Here is a 17,483-nt window from a genome sequence, read left to right on the forward strand (position 1 = left end):
CTCCTTTGGCTGGAAACCCCCGACGCTGACGCATTGGCGCTGTGTGCAGCAGACGGAATCAGTTGCCAGCGTGGCGAGCCTGGACCACCGCGCGATATTGCCCCGGGTTGCAGCCAAACCACTTGCGAAAGGCCTTGTAGAACGAACTGGCATCGGCAAAACCCAGCCGTTCGGCAACTTCGCCCATGGTTGGCTCGGCGCCGACCAGCCAGGTGGTGGCAAGCTCGCGCCGCACACTGTCCTTGAGCCCCTGGTAGGTCTGCCCCTCTTCGGCCAGGCGCCTGCGCAGCGTAGAAGCAGACAGGCACAGCGTTTGCGCCAGGTGCTCCAGCGCTGGCCATTGTGCAGGTGCCTGGCGCAGCAGATCGGTACGAATGCGCCGCGCCAGGCTGGACGGGTCACGGTAACGCACCAGGATGTTGGCGGGCGCTTCGGCAAGAAAACGCTGCAATTCCTGCTCGCTGCGCCGCACTGCCAGGCCAAGGCAATCGGCGGGGATGATCATGCGCGTACGCGGGCGGCCGAACTGCAGGCTTTCGGAAAACATCACCCGGTAATCATCACAGAACGGTGGCTCGGCGCAGCGCAGGTCGATCGCCAGGATGGGGATGCGCCGCCCGGCCAGCCAGCAGGCCACGCCATGCACGATCATCCAGAAGGTGAAGTAGGTGAAGGCACGGCGCGGCTCCGCGCGCGGTTCGTTGATAACGATCTCGGCCAGGCCCGGTTGGCGCACCAGGCACGGCTGCAGGTCTTCGAGCATCAGTGCCAGAAAGCCCAGGGCCGTTTCCAGGCCCTGCCCCAGGGTTGGCTGAGCCATGCTCGCACGGCACATGAACGCCAGGCTGCCAGTGCGCAGCCCGCGAGGGTCCATGGCAAAGAACTCGTCATTGCAGCGCCGGGCCAGCAAGCGCCACAGGCGCGCATAGGATTGCGCGGCAACGCGCGCCTCGGGCAACTCGAGGCAACTGGCATCGATGCCGGCACGCGCCAGCAGGGCGACATTGGCTTCGCCCGCTGGGCAGGTCTGCATCAGCGCCTCACGCACCAGTTGCATGGAGATCGTATCTTTCGTGCTCATCGGTTGTTCCGGGCCCAGTCACCGGCCATCTTAGGCCGCTGGCGCGAAAACACCAGCCCTTGGGCACACCGCGCAACTGCCATGGCCGGCCGTCACTGCGGCAATTGCACCTGTGGCTTGGCCTCGGCGAAGATCGCCCAGCTGGACATGAACAGCGCCGCGATCAACGGCCCGATAACGAAGCCGTTGAGCCCGAACACCGTCAACCCACCCAATGTGGATACCAGGATCAGGTAGTCCGGCATGCGCGTGTCCTTGCCTACCAGAATCGGCCGGAGCAGGTTATCCACCAGGCCGATCACCAGCACCCCGAACGCGGTCAGGATGATGCCCGGCAATATCGCCCCGGTCAGCAGGAAGTAGACGGCCACGGGTGCCCAGACAATGCCCGCGCCCACCGCCGGCAGCAGCGACAGCAACGCCATCAGCACCCCCCAGACCAAAGCACTGGGAATATCCAGCACCCAGAAAATGAAGCCCCCCAATGCACCTTGGGTCACGGCCACCAGCACGTTGCCCTTGACCGTGGCCCGCACCACGCGGTTGAACTTCAGTTGCAAGCGGCGTTTCTGGTGCTCGGGCAGCGGCACTGCCAGGCGCACACGGCGGGCCACATCGGCGCCTTCACGCAGGAAGAAGAACAGCAGGTACATCATGATGCCAAAGCCGATCAGGAACTCGAACGTACCCTGGCCAAAGCTGAAGGCCTGGCTGGCCAGCACCTGGCTGCCCTGGGTCGCCCACTTGGTGATCTTGTCGCGCAAACCATCGAGGTTGCCCACGCCCAGGTGGTCCAGCCCGTTTTGCGCGAACGCCGGCAGCATGTCCTTGCCCCGTTCGACGTAACCGGCAATGTCCAGCTGCCCGCTTTCGATCCGCTGGTACAGGGTCGCGCCTTCCTGCACCAGCAGCAGGCTGGTGATGATCACCGGCAGCACCGCCACCAGCAGGCAGATCATGGTCGTGGTGATCGCTGCCAGGTTGCGCCGGCGACCAAAACGCATCACCAGGTTGCGCTGCAGCGGGGCAAACAGGATAGCCAGCACAACCGCCCAGAATATCGCGCCGTAGTACGGCAGCAGGATCCACACGAAAGCGATGGTCACCAGCGCCAGGAGTACCGCGAGGGCTTTGTTCTGTAGGGCAGTTTCGTTCATTACAGGTCCTCGAATGGCGTATGCGATATTAGTTCGCGCCGCTTGGCCAAAAGTGCCGCTACATCCGTTGATATATATCAAAACATGCATCAGCCCCGTGCCTTAGCATCCGCGCCCTTTGCCCCGGTGCGCACCATGACCCTGATCAGCAAGCCCGAACTCCTGGCCCCTGCCGGCACCCTCAAGACCATGCGCTATGCCTTTGCCTATGGCGCCGACGCGGTCTATGCCGGCCAGCCGCGCTACAGCTTGCGGGTGCGCAACAACGAGTTCGACCACACCAACCTGGCACTGGGCATTGCCCAGGCCCACGCGCTGGGCAAGCGCTTCTACGTCGTGGTCAACATCGCCCCGCACAACGCCAAGCTGAAGACATTCCTCAAGGACCTGGCACCGGTGATCGCCATGGCGCCGGACGCGCTGATCATGTCCGACCCCGGTTTGATCATGCTGGTGCGCCAGCATTTTCCGGACATGCCGGTGCACCTGTCGGTACAGGCCAACACGGTAAACTGGGCCAGCGTGCAGTTCTGGCAAGGCATGGGCCTTGGCCGGGTGATCCTGTCACGCGAGTTGTCACTGGAAGAAATCGGCGAAATCCGCCAACAGGTGCCGGGCATGGAGCTGGAAGTGTTCGTGCATGGCGCCCTGTGCATGGCCTACTCCGGCCGCTGCCTGTTGTCGGGTTACCTCAACAAGCGTGATGCCAACCAGGGCACCTGCACCAACGCCTGCCGCTGGAAGTACGATGCCACGCCCGCCACCGAGAACGCCGTGGGCGACATCGTTCGCCAAGTGCAGCCCACCCTGGGCCTGGGCGCCCCTACCGACCAGGTGTTCCTGCTTCAGGAAAGCAACCGCCCCGGTAGCGAAATGCCGGCGTTCGAAGATGAGCACGGTACCTACATCATGAATGCCAAGGACCTGCGCGCCATCCAGCACGTGGAACGCCTGGTCGGCATGGGCGTGCATTCGCTGAAGATCGAGGGCCGCACCAAGTCGCATTTCTACTGCGCCCGCGCCGTGCAGGCGTACCGCCAGGCAATCGATGACGCAGTGGCCGGGCGCCCCTTCGACCGCGCGCTGATGGACAACCTGGAGTCGCTGGCACAACGGGGCTACACCGAAGGTTTTCTGCGCCGCCACGTGCACGACGAGTACCAGAACTACCAGCGTGGCAACTCGGTGTCCGAGCGCCAGCAGTTCGTTGGCGAGCTGACCGGGGTGCGCGTCGACGGCCTGGCCGAGGTCAAGGTGAAGAACCGCTTCAGGGTGGGCGACCACCTCGAGCTGATGACCCCGCGCGGCAACTACCATTTCGACTTGCAGCGCCTGTGCAACGGTCAGCGGCAGGCCATCGAGGTCGCGCCGGGTGATGGCCACGTGGTCTACCTGCCGATTCCGGAACAGGTCGCCCTCGACCACGCGTTGCTGATGCGTGACCTTGCCCCCGAAGCAGCCACCCGCTGAGAATCCTGTACTATGGACCGGTTTGCTCTGAAGGAGTGTTGCGACATGCTGCGTAAACATCTGTTGACCCTGGGCCTGCTGGCCATGAGCGGCCTGGCCCAGGCTGGCGACACCATCGACGTGTACCGCGACCCCAACTGCGGCTGCTGCAAGGCCTGGATCAGCCACCTGCGCGATAACGGTTTCACCGTCAACGACCATGTCGAACCGAACATGAGCGCGGTCAAGCAGCGCCTGGGCGCGGCCCCACGCCTGGCTTCGTGCCATACCGGTGTGATCGACGGCAAGTTCGTCGAAGGCCACGTGCCGGCCGAACAGGTACGCCTGTTGAGCCAGCGCAACGACCTCAAGGGCCTGGCCGTGCCGGGCATGCCGATGGGCTCACCGGGCATGGAAATGGGCGACCCCAAGGATGCCTACCAAGTGATCGGGGTGACCCAGGGCGGCCAGGACACCGTGGTCGCCAACTACTGATGCTCGGCCTGTGGGCGCTGTTTTTCAGTGCCTTTGGCGCCGCCACCCTGCTGCCGCTGCAATCGGAAGCCGTGCTGGTCGGGCTGTTGCTGGGCCAGCCCGAGGCCTGGGCCACCCTGCTGCTGGTCGCCACCTTGGGCAACGTGCTCGGTTCGGTGGTGAACTGGCTGTTGGGCCGGGCCATCGAGCACCTGCGCGACAAGCGCTGGTTCCCCTTCAGCACCGCGCAGTTGGCGCGTGCGCAGCAGCGCTACCAGCGCTGGGGCCAATGGTCGCTGCTGCTCAGCTGGATGCCGGTGATTGGCGACCCCTTGACGCTGATTGCCGGGATCATGCGCGAACCGTTCTGGCGCTTCCTGCTGCTGGTGAGCGTGGCCAAAGCAGGGCGCTATGCAGTGCTCACCATGATCACCCTGGGCTGGTTTCACGCTCGGTAACACCTTTCGCCCTCTCCTTGGTCCATGGGCTGTTACAGTGCTTTTTTCCTACAAGGTTCTACAGGGAGTTCCCCCATGCTGCGCGCAACAGCTCTGGCCTTGGCGTGCCTGGCCGGCGGTTCGGCCGTCGCTGCCGAATCGCCCACCTTCGGCCCCCAGCTCGAAGGTTTCCGCTACCCGCATCCGCTCCAGCATTTCGACTTCAAGTCCCAGGGCCAGGCCCTGCAGATGGGCTACATGGACGTGCCTGCACAAGGCCAGGCCAACGGCCACAGCGTGGTGTTGATGCACGGCAAGAACTTCTGCGCCGCTACCTGGGAAACCACCATCGAGGCGCTGAGCAAGGCCGGCTACCGAGTGATCGCCGTCGACCAGGTCGGCTTCTGCACGTCCAGCAAACCGGCGCACTATCAGTACAGCTTCCAGCAGCTGGCAGACAATACCCATGCCCTGCTGGAGCGCCTGGGGGTCAAGCGTGCCAGCGTGCTCGGCCACTCAACAGGCGGCATGCTCGCCACCCGCTACGCGCTGATGTACCCGCAACAGGTCGAGCGGCTGGCGATGGTCAACCCGATCGGCCTGGAAGACTGGAAGGCGCTTGGCGTGCCCTACCGTACCGTGGACCAGTGGTATGCCCGCGAGCTGAAGCTCAATGCCGAGGGTGTACGCGAGTATGAGCGCAAAACGTATTACGCGGGCCGCTGGAAGCCGGAATACGAGCGCTGGGTGCAGATGCTGGTGGGGCTCAACCAGGGCCCCGGGCATGAAGCGGTGGCGTGGAACTCGGCATTGATCTACGACATGATTTTCACCCAGCCGGTGTACCACGAGTTCAAGGACCTGCAGATGCCCACCTTGCTGTTGATCGGCGACAAGGACAGCACGGCGATCGGCAGTGATATCGCGCCGCCGCAGGTCAAGGCCAGGCTGGGCAAGTACGCCGAACTGGGGCCGCAGGTGACCAAGCTGATCCCCAAGGGTGAGCTGATCACCTTCGAAGGCATGGGGCACGCGCCGCAGATCGAAGAGCCGGTCAGGTTCAACCGCACGCTGATCGAATGGTTGGGGCGCTGAGCGCTGAGCGGCTGTCGGGCTTAGCCCCCTCCAAACCGCTGCAGTTGCATCTCCCGTAGCCGGCTCAGGGTGCGTTGAAAAGGGAACGCCAGGTAACCCTGGGTGTAGAGGGCATCCAGCGGTACGTGCGCTTCCAGGTACAATGCCACCCGGCGGTCATAACACTCGTCGACCAGGGCAATGAACCGGCGCACCGCGTCGTCCTTGGGCGACAAGGCGGGTAGCTGACGATCGCCCGCCGCTACCCGCAGCGCCGCATCCTCGGTGCCACGGGCAATGCGCCCCGCCCGCTGTTCACCGCCCAGCGCCGGCACTGCCGATAACACAATGGCTGCAAAACGGTCGCACAAAGCCATGAAATCCACAGCTGCCAGTGGTTGCTCGCACAGGTCGGCAAAACGGCACCAGATGGCGTGGTCATTGCGGCGCACCACCTGGACTTGCCGGGTGCCGATCGGCAACGGCCGGTCGGTGCCGCCACCGTCGGGGCCAAGCTGGCGGAACACCTCGCCCAGCCGGCTGGCCTGCCCCGCCTCTACCACCCAGTAGCGCTGCTGCGCTGCGCCGGGGTGCAGGCGGTGATCCTGCCCGCCAGCCACCGGCAGCACCTGCATGTGGCGCTGGATTGCGGCGATAGCCGGCAGGAAGCGCTCGCGGTTGAAACCGTCGCTGTACAGTTGCTCGGGTGGCTGATTGGACGTGGCGACAACCACCACACCCTCGTCGAACAGCACCTGGAACAGCCGGCCAAGAATGATCGCATCGCCAATGTCATTGACGAACAGTTCGTCGAAGCACAACACCCGGATCTGGCCGGCGAGCTCCCGGGCCAGCGCTTGCAATGGGTCGGCAGTGCCGTTCAGCTGGAACAGGCGCTGGTGGACCCAAGCCATGAAATGGTGGAAATGCTGGCGTCGGCTGGGCACGGTCAGGCAGCGATGGAACTGGTCCATCAGCCAGGTCTTGCCACGGCCGACCGGCCCCCATAGGTAGATACCCTGGGCCGGGCGGCCCTGTTCAAGGGCCTGAAAACAGCCCTGCAAGGCGTCAACGGCGCGCGCCTGGGCGGGGTCGGCGACATAGCCCTGGGTAGCCAGGGCTTGCTGGTAAAGGAATTGCGGGGTCATGGCCATGCCGCATTCTACACGGCCTAGGGCGCGCCAGGTTCAGGGCTACTTGCTCAGGCCGACCTTGAGCAGCGCGCCATCCTTGTCATCGGTGAGTACGTACACATACCCATCCGGCCCCACCCGTACATCGCGGATGCGCGCTTTCAGATCACCGAGCAGGCGCTCTTCATGCACCACCTTGTCACCCTTCAATTGCAAGCGGATCAGTTCCTGCGTGGCCAGCGCACCAATGAACAGGTTGTGGTCCCACGCCTTGAAGGTGGGGCCGTCGTAGAACGCCATCCCGCTGATGCCCGGCGACTTCTCCCAGACATGGTGCGGGTCGACCATACCCTTGACATGCTTGCCCTTGGCCTCGGGAATCGGCAACAGTGAATAATTGATGCCATGGGTGGCGACCGGCCAACCGTAGTTCTTGCCGGCCTCGGGAATATTGATTTCATCACCACCGCGCGGGCCGTGTTCGTGGGTCCACAGCTTGCCAGTCCAAGGGTTGAGCGCAGCACCTTGCTGGTTGCGGTGGCCATACGACCAGATTTCCGGCCGCACATTGTCCCTGCCGACAAACGGGTTGTCCTTGGGCACCTTGCCGTCCGGCCAGATTCGCACCACCTTGCCCTGCGGTTTGTCCAGGTCCTGCGCGGTAGCGCGCTGGTTGTTCTCGCCCAGGGCGATGAACAGGTAGCCATCACGGTCGAACACAAGCCGCGAGCCGAAATGGTTACCCACCGACAGCTTGGGCTGCTGGCGGAAGATCACGTTGAAGTTCTCCAGCCGGGCGCGGTCTTCGGACAATTGCCCGCGGCCGACCGCCGTGCCGGCCTTGCCGTCACTGCCCTCCTCGGCGAAGGACAGGTAGACCGTGCGGTCTTTGGCAAAGTCTGGCGACAACGCCACATCCAGCAGGCCACCCTGGCCCTCGGCCCACACTTTCGGCACGCCATTGATGGGCGGGCCGACCTTGCCCTCGGCGTTGACCAGGCGCAGGTTGCCGGCACGCTCGGTGAGCAGCATGTCCTTGCCACCCGGCAGGAAAGCCAGTGCCCATGGGTTGCGCAGGCCATCGGCCACGGTGCTGACGGTCAGGCTGCCTTCTTCACTGGGAAACTGCTGTTCGGACGCGGCCTGGGCCAGCAGGGGCAGCAGCGCAGCGGCGGTCAGGGTGGCTAGCCAGGGTGCTCGGAGCATGCACAATTCCTTTCAAGTGGGCTTATGGCGCACGCGGGTTGTCGCGCGCTGGCCGGGACGGTTCCAGGTTCGGGGTTTGCTGCTGGCGACGCAGGTTGTCGCCATTGCCGATGCCGCGGTTGTCCAGCGTGGGCACACGCTGTTGCGGCTCGGTAGACGGGCCGCGCACCGGCGGGGTGGCCGGCAGGCTGCCTTGGCGGCTGTTGGGGTTGGCGCGCTGAATCGGACTGTTGTACGAGTTGCGGTAGTCGGCAGCGAGCTGCAACGGTGGCTGCGGAGCCGCGTGCACGGGCAGGCACAAGGCCAGGCCAAGGGCCAGCGTGGGCAATGTCGGACTCATGCTTCACCTCCTGTACGAAAACGCGGCGCCTGCTGGCTTTGATAGCCTGAGGCGCCAGGGGTTCGCGGCCAGATGTGTGAAAGCATGTGGAGTTGCATCCTGATGTTTCAGCAGGCGCCGTGGGGGCCGCTGGCGGCCCCGCCCTCATTGGCCGGTATCGACCTTGTGCCGCGCGGCATACAGGCACAGCATCTCCATCGCCAGGGTTGCCCCGGCCAGGGCGGTAATGTCGGCATGGTCGTAAGCCGGTGCCACTTCCACCAAGTCCATGCCTACCAGGTTGATGCCGCGCAGCCCGCCGAGAATCTCCAGTGCCTGCACCGTGCTCAAGCCACCACACACCGGCGTGCCGGTGCCAGGCGCGTAGGCCGGGTCCAGGCAGTCGATATCGAAGGTCAGGTACACCGGGCGCTCGCCCACGCGCTGGCGAATCGCCGCAATGACCGCCTCGGTGCCCTGCCGGTGCACCTGCCTGGCGTCCAGGATGGCGAAGCCCTGGCTGTCGTCGTTGGTGGTCCGCAGGCCGATCTGCACCGAGTGGGCGGGATCGACCAGGCCTTCACGGGCGGCATGCCAGAACATGGTGCCATGGTCGATGCGTTTGCCCTCCTCGTCCGGCCAGGTGTCGCTGTGCGCATCGAAATGCACCAGCGCCAGCGGGCCATGGTGGCGGGCATGGGCCTTCAACAGTGGGTAACTGATGAAATGGTCGCCGCCCAGGGTGAGCATCGCGCAGCCGGCTTGCAGAATGTGTTCGGCATGGGCTTCGATGCTATTGGGTACCGACTGCGGCGTGCCGCTGTCGAAGGCGCAGTCGCCATAGTCGATCACCGCCAGGTGGTCGAAGGGGTCGAACGCCCACGGCCAGTGGCGGGCCCACGCCTGCTGCACCGAGGCGGCACGAATGGCCCTGGGGCCGAAGCGTGCGCCGGGCCGGTTACTGGTGGCGGTATCGAAAGGTACGCCGCTGACCACCACATCCACCCCATGCAGGTCGCGGCTGTAGCGGCGGCGAGCAAAACTGGTGATGCCGGCATAGGTACTTTCGGCGGCAGTGCCATACAGGCTGTCGCGGGTAATGGCCTGGTCGTTGTTCAAGGCTTGCTCCACGGTCGGGCTCCTCGGTCTGCAGGGTTATTGGCGGCTGCGAAAGGCGGTCCACAGGCGGTTGCGCTGGCGCAGGTCGGCCAGGGCCATGCTGCGGTCGGCGAACAGCCGCTGACGAACTTCGGCCGGTGGGTAGATATCCGGGTCGTTGCGCACGGCTTCATCCACCAGCGGCGTGGCGGCCTGGTTGGCGTTGGCGAAAAACAGCGTGTTGGTCAGCGCCGCCACCGACTCGGGCTTAAGCATGAAGGCGATGAACGCCCGCGCCGCCTCCGGGTGAGGTGCATCCTTGGGGATCGCCAGGTTGTCTTGCCACACCAGCGTGCCCTCGCGGGGGATGCGGTAGATCAGCTCGAACGGCTTGCCGGCACGCCGGGCCTGGTCGGCGGCCATGGCGGCATCGCCGTTGTAGGTCAGCGCCAGGCACACGCTGCCGTTGGCCAGGTCGCTGATCTGCCGGCCATTGGCAACGTAGCTGATCGACGGCTGCAATTGGCCCAGCAGCTTCTGGGCAGCTGCCAGGTCATCCTTGCTCTGGCTGTACGGGTCCTTGCCCAGGTAGTTCAGGGCCACGCCGATCACTTCCTGCGGCGAGTCCGGCATGGCGATACCGCAGTCTTTCAGGCGGCTGGCGTACTCGGGCTTGAACAGCAGGTCGAGGCTGTCCAGCGGTACCTCGCCCAGGCGCTGGCGCACCGCCTGTACGTTCACCCCCAGGCCCAGCGTGCCCCAGGTGTAAGGCACCGCGTAACGGTTGCCGGGGTCGGCCTCGGCGAGCTTGGCCAGCAGGTCGCGGTCGAGGTTGGCATAGCCGGGCATGGCCTGGGCCTGCAACGGCTGCAGGGCATTGGCCTTCAGCGCCCGCGCCAGCACCGTGGCGGACGGCACGACAACGTCGTAACCGCTGCCCCCGGTAAGCAGCTTGGTTTCCAGCACTTCGGTGGTATCGAAGGTGTCGTAGCGGACCTTGTAGCCGGTCTCCTGCTCGAAGCGCTGGAGGGTCTGCGGGGCGACATAGTCCGCCCAGCTGTAAAGGTTCACGACTTTCTCTTCGGCTTGCAGCGGCAAGGCCAGTACCAGCGACAACAGGCACAACGATGAACGCATGACAGACACCTCGGCAAATGGGTGGATGCCGCGAGCATGTCAGCCGGGTTACATTGAAGAAATGGCAAGTTTGCAAAGCTGACATTCACCAGGAGCAATGCAATGCTCGGACAAGTGCATGACCCCGACCTGCACCTACTGCGGCTGTTCGTCACTGTAGCCGAGGCCGGTGGTTTCAGCGCTGCACAGGGGCTGCTGGGCTTGAGCCAGCCCACCATCAGCCAACGCATGGCCCAGCTGGAAACACGCCTGGGCTACCGCCTGTGCAGCCGGGGCAAGGGTGGTTTCCGGCTGACCGAGAAAGGCCGGATGCTGTTGGAAGCCACGCGCGCGCTGCTGCTGAACATCGAGCAGTTCCGCCAGCAGGCCAACGGTGTTGCCGGGCGACTGCTGGGCACCGTGCGCATCGGCCTGGCGGAAAACCAGGACAAGCAGGTGAGCCTCAAGCTGGCGGCGGCGATCGCGGCATTTCGCCGCCGCGTCGAGTCGGTGCAACTGGAACTGATCAGTGCTCCACCGGCGGAGCTGGAGCGGTTGTTGCTGGAGCAGCGGCTGGACTACGCCATCAGCTATTTTTCCGGTAAACAGGCGGCGTTCGACTACCAGCCCTTGTTCGAGGAACGGCAGCGGCTGTATTGCGGCAAAGGGCATCCCTTGTTCGGCGTGCCGCAGGTGCCGCGCCAGCGTTTGCTGGAGCAGGACCAAGTGCGCCACCCGTACCGTTTCATCGAAGGCGACGAGCCGTTCCAGAGCAGGCACGGCATGGCGGTGGCGGAACAGATCGAGAGCGTGCTGACGTTCATTCTTTCGGGCAGGCACATTGGTTATCTGCCGTGTCACAGCGCCCTGGCCTGGGAGGCCGAAGGGCAGCTGTGGGCACTGGACCCGGGGCTGGATTTTGTCGTGCCGTTTACCCTGGCCCGGCACCGGGCGCAGGTGGCCGGCGAGGCACAGCAGGCATTTGCCGAAGATGTATTGGCGGCCTTCGCCTGAAAGCCAAGCACGGTGCCTGTAGGAGCGGCCTTGCGTCGCGAAGGGCCGCAAAGCGGCCCCGGCAACCCATACTGAATGCTCAACCCAAAGGGTCCCAGGCACCCCTGCCCTGCGCCCAGGCTCAGTAAGCCAAGCTCCAGGTCAGCGTATAGGTGCGCCCGCGCCCCTGGTAGTCGTACAGGTACGCCGGCCCGTAGGTCGGCGAATAGAACAGCGTCGCGCGCTGCCCCCAGACCGTACTGTACTGCTTGTCCAGCAGGTTCTGGATACCCGCGCTGAAAGTGCCGAAACCGGTGTCCTGGCTGGCCAGCAGGTCGAAGGTGGTGTAGCCGTCGATCTCATGGTCGGCGTCGTCCTTCAGGCTGAAAGCGTGGTTGGCCTGCAGCCGCGCGCTGCGGCCGTCACCCTTCCAGCCAACGAAACCGGTGGCCTTCGACAACGACGCATAGCGGGCATCGCGTTTGATCCAGCCGCCGTCGACCGCCTCTTCCTCGGAGCGGGTCAGGTGCAGCGTGCCGCCTGCTTCCCAACCACTCTGGAAGTGGCGGGTCAATGCCCCTTCAAAGCCGAAGTCACGGCTCTTCTGCTCTTCGACATTGATGGTCAGCGTTTGCGAGTCGACGTTGATGATCTTGTCCGACCAGATGTAGTACAGCGCTGCCTGGGCGTCCCAGTCCAGGTCGGCATAGCGCCAGCCCAGCTCCACCTGACGGCTCTTGATCCCGGCCAGGGGGTTGTCTGCCACGCTCAGGCCCGGCTTGCCGTAGTACTTGGCCGGGTCTGGCAGGTCGAAGCCTTCGCCATAGTTGGCCCACGCCTGATGGCCATTCTTGAAGTCGTAAATGGCGCCGACGTTGAACAGGTTGACCTGGTAATCGTTACTGCCGCCGGGCACGCCCTTGAAGTCGCTGACATCCACGTCCATCTGCTGGCGCCGGGCGCCGCCAGACAAGGTCAGGTTGTCGGTGGCGCGCCAGTCCAGCTGGCCATACAGCGAAACGCCATCCACCCGATAGCTCGGGTAACGTGCGGCCTTGCTCTCCTTCTCCAGGTCCAGGCCACCGGATTCGGACGAGGTCTGTGCGTTGAAGGTGGTCTGCTCGGCACTGAAGCGCTCGCGGTCCAGGTCCACACCATAGGTCAGCTTGAGCGTGTCCCATTGCTTGGCGAACAACCCCTTGAGGCTGGAAACCTCGAAGTTCTGCTGCGAGGCAGCAAAATACACCCCCCGCGAGCCTGTAGGGGTGGCCCGGTTGTAGTACGGGAACGGGTAGAAGTTGTCGTCTTCCTTGCGGTACGACGCTTGCAGGTAGAAGTCCTGGCCGAGCACGTCGCTGTGGTGGTAGTTGGCGTTGAGCAGCAGGCGCCGGGTGCGCGGCTCCAGGCCGGCTGAATAACCGCTGCGCAGCTCGGCGTCTTCCAGGTCGGAGGGCGCGTTGTAGTTCAGGTTGGGGAAGTAGATACCGGTGCTGCCGTGGTTGCCCGAGTCGTAATACTGGGCCAGCAGGTCAAGGCTTTGCTGCTCGTTCAACTGCATGCCCAAGCTGCCGAGCACATCGACCGTGCGGTTGTACTGCAGGTCGGTCTGGGTGTTGTCGATGAATATCTGCTCGCCGGCCCCGTCGTAGAACGCTTCGTTCTGCTCGCCGGAGATACCCAGGCGGGCATTGACCCGCTCGTTGCCGCCGCTGATCGACTGGGCAAAGCGGGTGGCCAGGTCGTCGCTGTTGTTGAAGCCGCTGCTGGCACCCAACTGGGTCTCGAAACGGGCCGGCCCGGGTTCGCCCTTCTTGGTGACGATGTTGATGATACCGCCGGTGGCGCCCCCGCCGTAGATGGCGCTGGCACCAGACAGCACTTCGACGCGCTCGATATTGAACGGCGAAATGCTGTCGAACTGGCGTGACAGCCCCCGCGAGCTGTTCTGGCTGACCCCGTCGATCATCACCAGCACATTGCGCCCACGCATGTTCTGGCCGTAGTTGGTGCGCCCTTCCGGTGCCAGGTCCAGGCCCGGCACCAGCTTGCCGATGGCTTCCTTCAGGCTGACGCCACTGTCGATCTGTTCGCGCAGTTGCTGTTGGTCGACCACCCACACGGTCCCGGGGATTTCGCTGATTGCCGTACTGGTACGCGAAGCCACACTGACTTCGATCGGCTTGAGGTTGACCGCCTGCGGCGCAGCTTCGGCCTTGCGCAGGGTCACCGTGCGGGCATCGCTGAATTGCCAGCCCATGCCACTACCGGCCAGCAATTGTTGCAGCGCCTGCTCGACACTGTAGCTGCCGCGCAGGGCCGGGCCGGCCAGGCCGGCGACATCGCCGGTGGTGTACAGCAAGTGCAGGCCGGCCTGGTCGGCAAACGAGGTCAGGGCTTGGTCCAGCGGCTGCGCAGGCAGGTCGAGCTGAACCTGCCGGGCCTGCAGCTGGGCGTTTTCGGCGGTGGTCGAAGCAGCCGCCTGCAGCGGGCCGGTCAGCATGGCCAGGGCACTGCAAGACAACAGGGCATGGTGAAGTGAACCGCGGCGGCGGAGCAAAGGCTTGAGCATCAGAGACACGTAGGCGCTTCCTGGCAAGTCGTAAATGAGAATGAGTTGCTGATCAGTCCCACTACGACGATCTGGCTTGCAGGAACTTGCAGTGGCCACTGCAAATTTTTTCTGCGCTGGCCGCTCAATGCACCACGGCCAACCAAGGCAGGTAGGTCACCTTCAGCCCATACCGCTGCTCCAGGGTGCGCAACAGCGCCTGCGGCTCATCCAGGTCGAAGACCCCACTCACCTCCATCGCCGCCAGCTTGCTGTCGGACAGCACGATGCGCCCGTGCCGGTAACGCTCCAGCTCTTGCAGCACCTGCCCCAACGGCTTGCCATTGAAGATCAGCTTGCCGCGCTGCCAGGCCAACTGGGCACCGGCATCCGCCGCTACTGCCAACGGCTGCTCGCCGACCTTGGCCTCGCCCCGTGCCAGTACCACGCGCCCATCACGGCGCACGCTGAAGGTGGCGGCACGGCCCTGCACCGCTGCACCGGCCGTGTCCACCACGAACGGCCGGGCATCATCGGCCATTTCGAACAGTGCCTCACCTGCAGCCAGCACCACGCGCCGCTCATGCTCGCTGAATACCACACGCAAGGCGCTGGCACTGTTCAGGGTGACCCGCGTGCCATCGGCCAACGTCACGACCTGCCGCTCACCCACGCCAGTGTGGTAATCGGCCAACAACACCGGCGCCTGCTGCCAGGCGACCAGGGCAGTGACCAGCAATACCCCGCAGGCCGCTACGCCCGCCTGCTGCAGCCACCGGCGGCAATGGCGCAGGGCCTGGCCAATGTACTTGGCCACCATGCTTTCCGACACGCCAAGGCGTTGTGCGACCTGCTTCTGGGTCAGGCCGTCGACGCGGTTCAGCAACAAGGCCTGGCGGGCCTTGCAGGGCAACTGCAAAAGCGCCTGATCGAGCAGTTGCAGGCGCTCACGCGCCAGCAACACCGCCTCGGGCGCTGGCGCTGGGCAGGCTAGCTCGCCTGCCCCGTCGCAATCATCGTGGCTGGCCGCGATGCGTTGCTCGCGGCGCAGGGCGTCGATGGCCAGGTTACCCGCCACGCGGAAGATGAAACTGCGCGCGTGCAGCACCGGCAACGCCTGCTCGTCGATGTTCACCAGCTTGAGGTAGGTTTCCTGCGCGACGTCGGCGGCACGCTGGCGGTCGCTCATGCGCCGGGTCAGGAACTGCAGCAAGTCGTCGTAGTGCTCCTGGAAACTCGCCAGCAGGCCCGACACAGGTGAAGTCAGCATGGGTTTGGGAACGACCAGTAAGAGAAGTTATCGACTGTTAATGAGAAACAGTATCTTTCATCTGACCCAACACTTTCAACGCCGGCGCGCATTTGCCACACTGACGGCTCGTTCACTTAGGCAAGGTCGTACCCATGGTTGCCCGACTGCACCGCTACACCCGCCTGCTCATCGCCCTGTGCCTGACCAGCAGCCTGGCGGCCTGCGCGCTCCTGCAGCCACGCGACCCGCTGAACATCAGCGTGATCGGCATCGAACCGCTGCCGGGGCAGGAACTGGAGCTGCGCATGGCCGTGAAAATGCGGGTGCAGAACCCCAACGAAGAGGCAATCGACTACAACGGCATCGCCCTCGACCTGGAGGTGAACGGCCAGCCACTGGCTGCCGGGGTCAGTGACCAGCAGGGGCACATTGGCCGCTACGACGAGGCGGTGATCGTGGTGCCGGTGAGCATCACGGCGTTCTCTTTCCTGCGCCAGGCCTACGGGCTGGGCCAGGTGGGTACCCTGCAGGGCCTGCCCTACAAGCTACGCGGCAAGCTGGCCAGCGGGCCACTGGGCACCGTGCGCTTCACCGACGAGGGCAAGCTGGACCTGCCCAAAGGGACCACCTGGTAAACAGCGGGCGCTCAGCGGTTGGCGCTGGCTGCTGCCATCAGCTTGTTGACTTCGCTGCGGACCATGCTGGCGTATTCGGGCGGCGACATGCCCTCCAGCTCAGCGCGTACCCACTCGGCCCACTTGCCTTTGCGCCGTGGCTTCTCGGCGATCAGCCGGGCGGCTTCGCCCTTGGCCTTGCCCAGGTTGGTCTGCCACATTTCGAACAGCCGGGCCTTCTCTGCCTCGATCTGCGCCCGTTCCTCGAAGCTCATGTTGGCCAGATTGAAACTCATGCATCACCTGCTAGACCGTAAATGGCGGCTATCTTACACCAACGCGCCAACCTCACGCCGACGCAACTTTTCCGGCGCGTAAGTATCCATTGTTCAAACCACCCATCGACGAGGACACTTTAATGGCCCGGAAAAAAGCCACGCTGGCCGACAGCGATCAAATCAAGGACCAGGTCTTCAGTGAGTTGCAGGCGCTGATCGAAGAATCGGAGAAGCTGCTCAACGACAGCGCTGACCTGGTTGGCGAAGAAGCCGACAGCCTGCGCGCGCAGGTCAGCCTGAAGCTGAAACAGGCACGCCAGGCCGCCGCAAACATGCGTGACAAGGCGCAGCCCATGGTCAACGCCACGCAGGACTACATCGGTGGCCACCCGTGGCAAACCGTGGCCATTTCCGCCGGCCTCGGCCTGGTGGTGGGCCTGCTGCTGGGCCGGCGCAACTGACCGAGCGGCCGCGCCGGCGGCACGCTTCAGGCGGCTTGCGCCAGCGGAATCCCGCTGTGGAAGCGCAGCTCCTGGTCGGGTGACTGGATAAGCTCCGCTTCCGCCGCGCGCACCAGTTCAATGCGGCGGGCAATGTCCGCCGCATCCCCATAGTGGTGCGCCAGTTTCAGGTAGCCTTGGTAATGGCGCGCCTCGCTTTTCAGCAGGCCATGGTAGAAACGGCCCAGCTCTTCATCCAGGTGCGGCACCAACGCGGCAAAGCGCTCGCAGCTGCGCGCTTCGATGAACGCCCCGACCACCAGCGTATCCACCAGCTTGACCGGCTCATGGGCGCGCACCAGCCGGCGCAGCCCCGATGCGTAGCGCCCCGCCGACACCGGCCGCAGCGGTACGCCACGGCGTTTCATCAGGCGCAGCACCTGCTCGTGGTGCACCAGCTCCTCGCGCGCCAGGCGCGACATCATGTTGATCAGGTCAAGGTGGGTGTTGTACTTGGCGATCAGGCTCAGGGCTGTGCTGGCGGCCTTGAATTCGCAGTTCTTGTGGTCGATCAGCAAGGTTTCCTGGTCGGCCAGTGCTGCTTCGATCCAGGCGTCTGGCGTCGGGCAGCCCAGGAAGGCATCGATTTCGGGGGTCAGGGACATGAGCATGCAACCACACGGAACAGGCAGGGCTGGCGATTATACCGGCGGTGGCGGTCGGCGCCAGTGGCTATGCTTGATGTGTATCAAGCACCCGCGCGGGCAGCGGGGACTATAGTCAGGCATTGGTCGCCCCCCTTTGACTGGAGTTA

18 protein-coding genes are annotated in these 17,483 nt (G+C 64.5%); 7 read left to right on the top strand and 11 right to left on the bottom strand.

Annotated elements, in window-relative coordinates:
• Positions 1-58: 58 nt before the first annotated feature.
• Both AACG97_RS18480 and AACG97_RS18485 read right to left on the bottom strand, forming a co-directional pair.
• Positions 59-1,081, bottom strand: coding sequence for an AraC family transcriptional regulator (locus AACG97_RS18480; protein WP_197885185.1), 1,023 nt, complete (start codon positions 1,079-1,081; stop codon positions 59-61).
• A 92-nt stretch (positions 1,082-1,173) separates the two neighbouring features.
• Positions 1,174-2,238, bottom strand: coding sequence for an AI-2E family transporter (locus AACG97_RS18485; RefSeq protein ID WP_009684185.1), 1,065 nt, complete (start codon positions 2,236-2,238; stop codon positions 1,174-1,176).
• A 135-nt stretch (positions 2,239-2,373) separates the two neighbouring features.
• Between AACG97_RS18485 and trhP the strand changes: the two genes are divergently transcribed.
• From trhP to AACG97_RS18505, 4 genes are all read left to right on the top strand, one after another.
• A complete protein-coding gene (trhP, locus tag AACG97_RS18490) occupies positions 2,374-3,708 on the top strand; it encodes a prephenate-dependent tRNA uridine(34) hydroxylase TrhP (protein ID WP_115294405.1) in 1,335 nt (444 codons plus the stop codon).
• 45 nt (positions 3,709-3,753) lie between these two features.
• Positions 3,754-4,182 carry a DUF411 domain-containing protein gene (locus tag AACG97_RS18495; protein ID WP_197885186.1) on the top strand — a complete coding sequence of 143 codons (429 nt, stop codon included), beginning with the start codon at positions 3,754-3,756 and terminating at the stop codon, positions 4,180-4,182.
• Positions 4,182-4,619, top strand: coding sequence for a YqaA family protein (locus tag AACG97_RS18500; RefSeq protein ID WP_009684188.1), 438 nt, complete (start codon positions 4,182-4,184; stop codon positions 4,617-4,619). Before AACG97_RS18495 ends, AACG97_RS18500 begins: the two co-directional genes overlap by 1 nt.
• A gap of 75 nt (positions 4,620-4,694) precedes the next feature.
• The gene (locus tag AACG97_RS18505; RefSeq protein ID WP_009684189.1) at positions 4,695-5,693 is read left to right on the top strand and encodes an alpha/beta fold hydrolase; all 999 of its coding nucleotides are present in this window, start codon (positions 4,695-4,697) and stop codon (positions 5,691-5,693) included.
• A 20-nt stretch (positions 5,694-5,713) separates the two neighbouring features.
• Here AACG97_RS18505 and zapE read toward each other — a convergent pair whose 3' ends face one another.
• The 5 genes from zapE to AACG97_RS18530 form a co-directional block, all read right to left on the bottom strand.
• Positions 5,714-6,826: a cell division protein ZapE gene (gene zapE, locus AACG97_RS18510; protein ID WP_197885187.1), complete on the bottom strand. Its 1,113-nt coding sequence runs from the start codon at positions 6,824-6,826 to the stop codon at positions 5,714-5,716.
• Between the two features lie 39 nt (positions 6,827-6,865).
• Positions 6,866-8,011 (bottom strand): PQQ-dependent sugar dehydrogenase, encoded by a 1,146-nt coding sequence (locus AACG97_RS18515; RefSeq protein WP_232555014.1) that lies wholly within the window; start codon positions 8,009-8,011, stop codon positions 6,866-6,868.
• A gap of 22 nt (positions 8,012-8,033) precedes the next feature.
• Positions 8,034-8,351, bottom strand: coding sequence for a hypothetical protein (locus tag AACG97_RS18520; RefSeq protein WP_197885189.1), 318 nt, complete (start codon positions 8,349-8,351; stop codon positions 8,034-8,036).
• 144 nt (positions 8,352-8,495) lie between these two features.
• On the bottom strand, positions 8,496-9,461 hold the full coding sequence (gene speB, locus AACG97_RS18525; RefSeq protein ID WP_144188677.1) for an agmatinase: 966 nt from the start codon (positions 9,459-9,461) through the stop codon (positions 8,496-8,498).
• 24 nt (positions 9,462-9,485) lie between these two features.
• On the bottom strand, positions 9,486-10,565 hold the full coding sequence (locus AACG97_RS18530) for an extracellular solute-binding protein (RefSeq protein ID WP_182364713.1): 1,080 nt from the start codon (positions 10,563-10,565) through the stop codon (positions 9,486-9,488).
• A gap of 102 nt (positions 10,566-10,667) precedes the next feature.
• On the opposite strand from AACG97_RS18530, the gene AACG97_RS18535 reads away from it, so the two are divergent.
• Positions 10,668-11,558, top strand: coding sequence for a LysR family transcriptional regulator (locus AACG97_RS18535; RefSeq protein WP_047149845.1), 891 nt, complete (start codon positions 10,668-10,670; stop codon positions 11,556-11,558).
• A 121-nt stretch (positions 11,559-11,679) separates the two neighbouring features.
• On the opposite strand, the gene AACG97_RS18540 is transcribed toward AACG97_RS18535, so the two are convergent.
• A complete protein-coding gene (locus AACG97_RS18540; RefSeq protein ID WP_009684198.1) occupies positions 11,680-14,106 on the bottom strand; it encodes a TonB-dependent receptor in 2,427 nt (808 codons plus the stop codon).
• A 124-nt stretch (positions 14,107-14,230) separates the two neighbouring features.
• A complete protein-coding gene (locus tag AACG97_RS18545; RefSeq protein WP_009684199.1) occupies positions 14,231-15,355 on the bottom strand; it encodes a sigma-70 family RNA polymerase sigma factor in 1,125 nt (374 codons plus the stop codon).
• A gap of 134 nt (positions 15,356-15,489) precedes the next feature.
• Here AACG97_RS18545 and AACG97_RS18550 point away from each other — a divergent pair, with 134 nt between their 5' ends.
• Entirely contained in the window at positions 15,490-15,972 is a 483-nt protein-coding gene (locus tag AACG97_RS18550) for an LEA type 2 family protein (RefSeq protein WP_009684200.1), read from the top strand.
• Between the two features lie 11 nt (positions 15,973-15,983).
• On the opposite strand, the gene AACG97_RS18555 is transcribed toward AACG97_RS18550, so the two are convergent.
• On the bottom strand, positions 15,984-16,247 hold the full coding sequence (locus AACG97_RS18555; protein ID WP_009684201.1) for a hypothetical protein: 264 nt from the start codon (positions 16,245-16,247) through the stop codon (positions 15,984-15,986).
• 122 nt (positions 16,248-16,369) lie between these two features.
• On the opposite strand from AACG97_RS18555, the gene AACG97_RS18560 reads away from it, so the two are divergent.
• Positions 16,370-16,690, top strand: coding sequence for a DUF883 family protein (locus tag AACG97_RS18560; protein ID WP_197885192.1), 321 nt, complete (start codon positions 16,370-16,372; stop codon positions 16,688-16,690).
• Between the two features lie 26 nt (positions 16,691-16,716).
• Here the strand turns inward: AACG97_RS18560 and AACG97_RS18565 are convergent, their stop codons facing one another.
• The gene (locus AACG97_RS18565; protein ID WP_009684203.1) at positions 16,717-17,334 is read right to left on the bottom strand and encodes a tRNA-(ms[2]io[6]A)-hydroxylase; all 618 of its coding nucleotides are present in this window, start codon (positions 17,332-17,334) and stop codon (positions 16,717-16,719) included.
• Positions 17,335-17,483 lie beyond the last annotated feature (149 nt).

Source organism: Pseudomonas sp. Nvir, assembly GCF_963778085.1.
Taxonomy (GTDB): Bacteria; Pseudomonadota; Gammaproteobacteria; order Pseudomonadales; family Pseudomonadaceae; genus Aquipseudomonas; species Aquipseudomonas juntendi.

Coding starts and splice junctions, on each gene's coding strand:
- AACG97_RS18480 (WP_197885185.1), bottom strand. CDS start 1,081: ATGAGCACGAAAGATACGATCTCCATGCAACTGGTGCGTGAGGCGCTG.
- AACG97_RS18555 (WP_009684201.1), bottom strand. CDS start 16,247: ATGAGTTTCAATCTGGCCAACATGAGCTTCGAGGAACGGGCGCAGATC.
- AACG97_RS18540 (WP_009684198.1), bottom strand. CDS start 14,106: ATGCTCAAGCCTTTGCTCCGCCGCCGCGGTTCACTTCACCATGCCCTG.
- zapE (WP_197885187.1), bottom strand. CDS start 6,826: ATGGCCATGACCCCGCAATTCCTTTACCAGCAAGCCCTGGCTACCCAG.
- AACG97_RS18495 (WP_197885186.1), top strand. CDS start 3,754: ATGCTGCGTAAACATCTGTTGACCCTGGGCCTGCTGGCCATGAGCGGC.
- AACG97_RS18485 (WP_009684185.1), bottom strand. CDS start 2,238: ATGAACGAAACTGCCCTACAGAACAAAGCCCTCGCGGTACTCCTGGCG.
- AACG97_RS18560 (WP_197885192.1), top strand. CDS start 16,370: ATGGCCCGGAAAAAAGCCACGCTGGCCGACAGCGATCAAATCAAGGAC.
- AACG97_RS18515 (WP_232555014.1), bottom strand. CDS start 8,011: ATGCTCCGAGCACCCTGGCTAGCCACCCTGACCGCCGCTGCGCTGCTG.
- AACG97_RS18520 (WP_197885189.1), bottom strand. CDS start 8,351: ATGAGTCCGACATTGCCCACGCTGGCCCTTGGCCTGGCCTTGTGCCTG.
- AACG97_RS18545 (WP_009684199.1), bottom strand. CDS start 15,355: ATGCTGACTTCACCTGTGTCGGGCCTGCTGGCGAGTTTCCAGGAGCAC.
- AACG97_RS18505 (WP_009684189.1), top strand. CDS start 4,695: ATGCTGCGCGCAACAGCTCTGGCCTTGGCGTGCCTGGCCGGCGGTTCG.
- AACG97_RS18535 (WP_047149845.1), top strand. CDS start 10,668: ATGCTCGGACAAGTGCATGACCCCGACCTGCACCTACTGCGGCTGTTC.
- AACG97_RS18530 (WP_182364713.1), bottom strand. CDS start 10,565: ATGCGTTCATCGTTGTGCCTGTTGTCGCTGGTACTGGCCTTGCCGCTG.
- AACG97_RS18500 (WP_009684188.1), top strand. CDS start 4,182: ATGCTCGGCCTGTGGGCGCTGTTTTTCAGTGCCTTTGGCGCCGCCACC.
- AACG97_RS18550 (WP_009684200.1), top strand. CDS start 15,490: ATGGTTGCCCGACTGCACCGCTACACCCGCCTGCTCATCGCCCTGTGC.
- AACG97_RS18565 (WP_009684203.1), bottom strand. CDS start 17,334: ATGTCCCTGACCCCCGAAATCGATGCCTTCCTGGGCTGCCCGACGCCA.
- trhP (WP_115294405.1), top strand. CDS start 2,374: ATGACCCTGATCAGCAAGCCCGAACTCCTGGCCCCTGCCGGCACCCTC.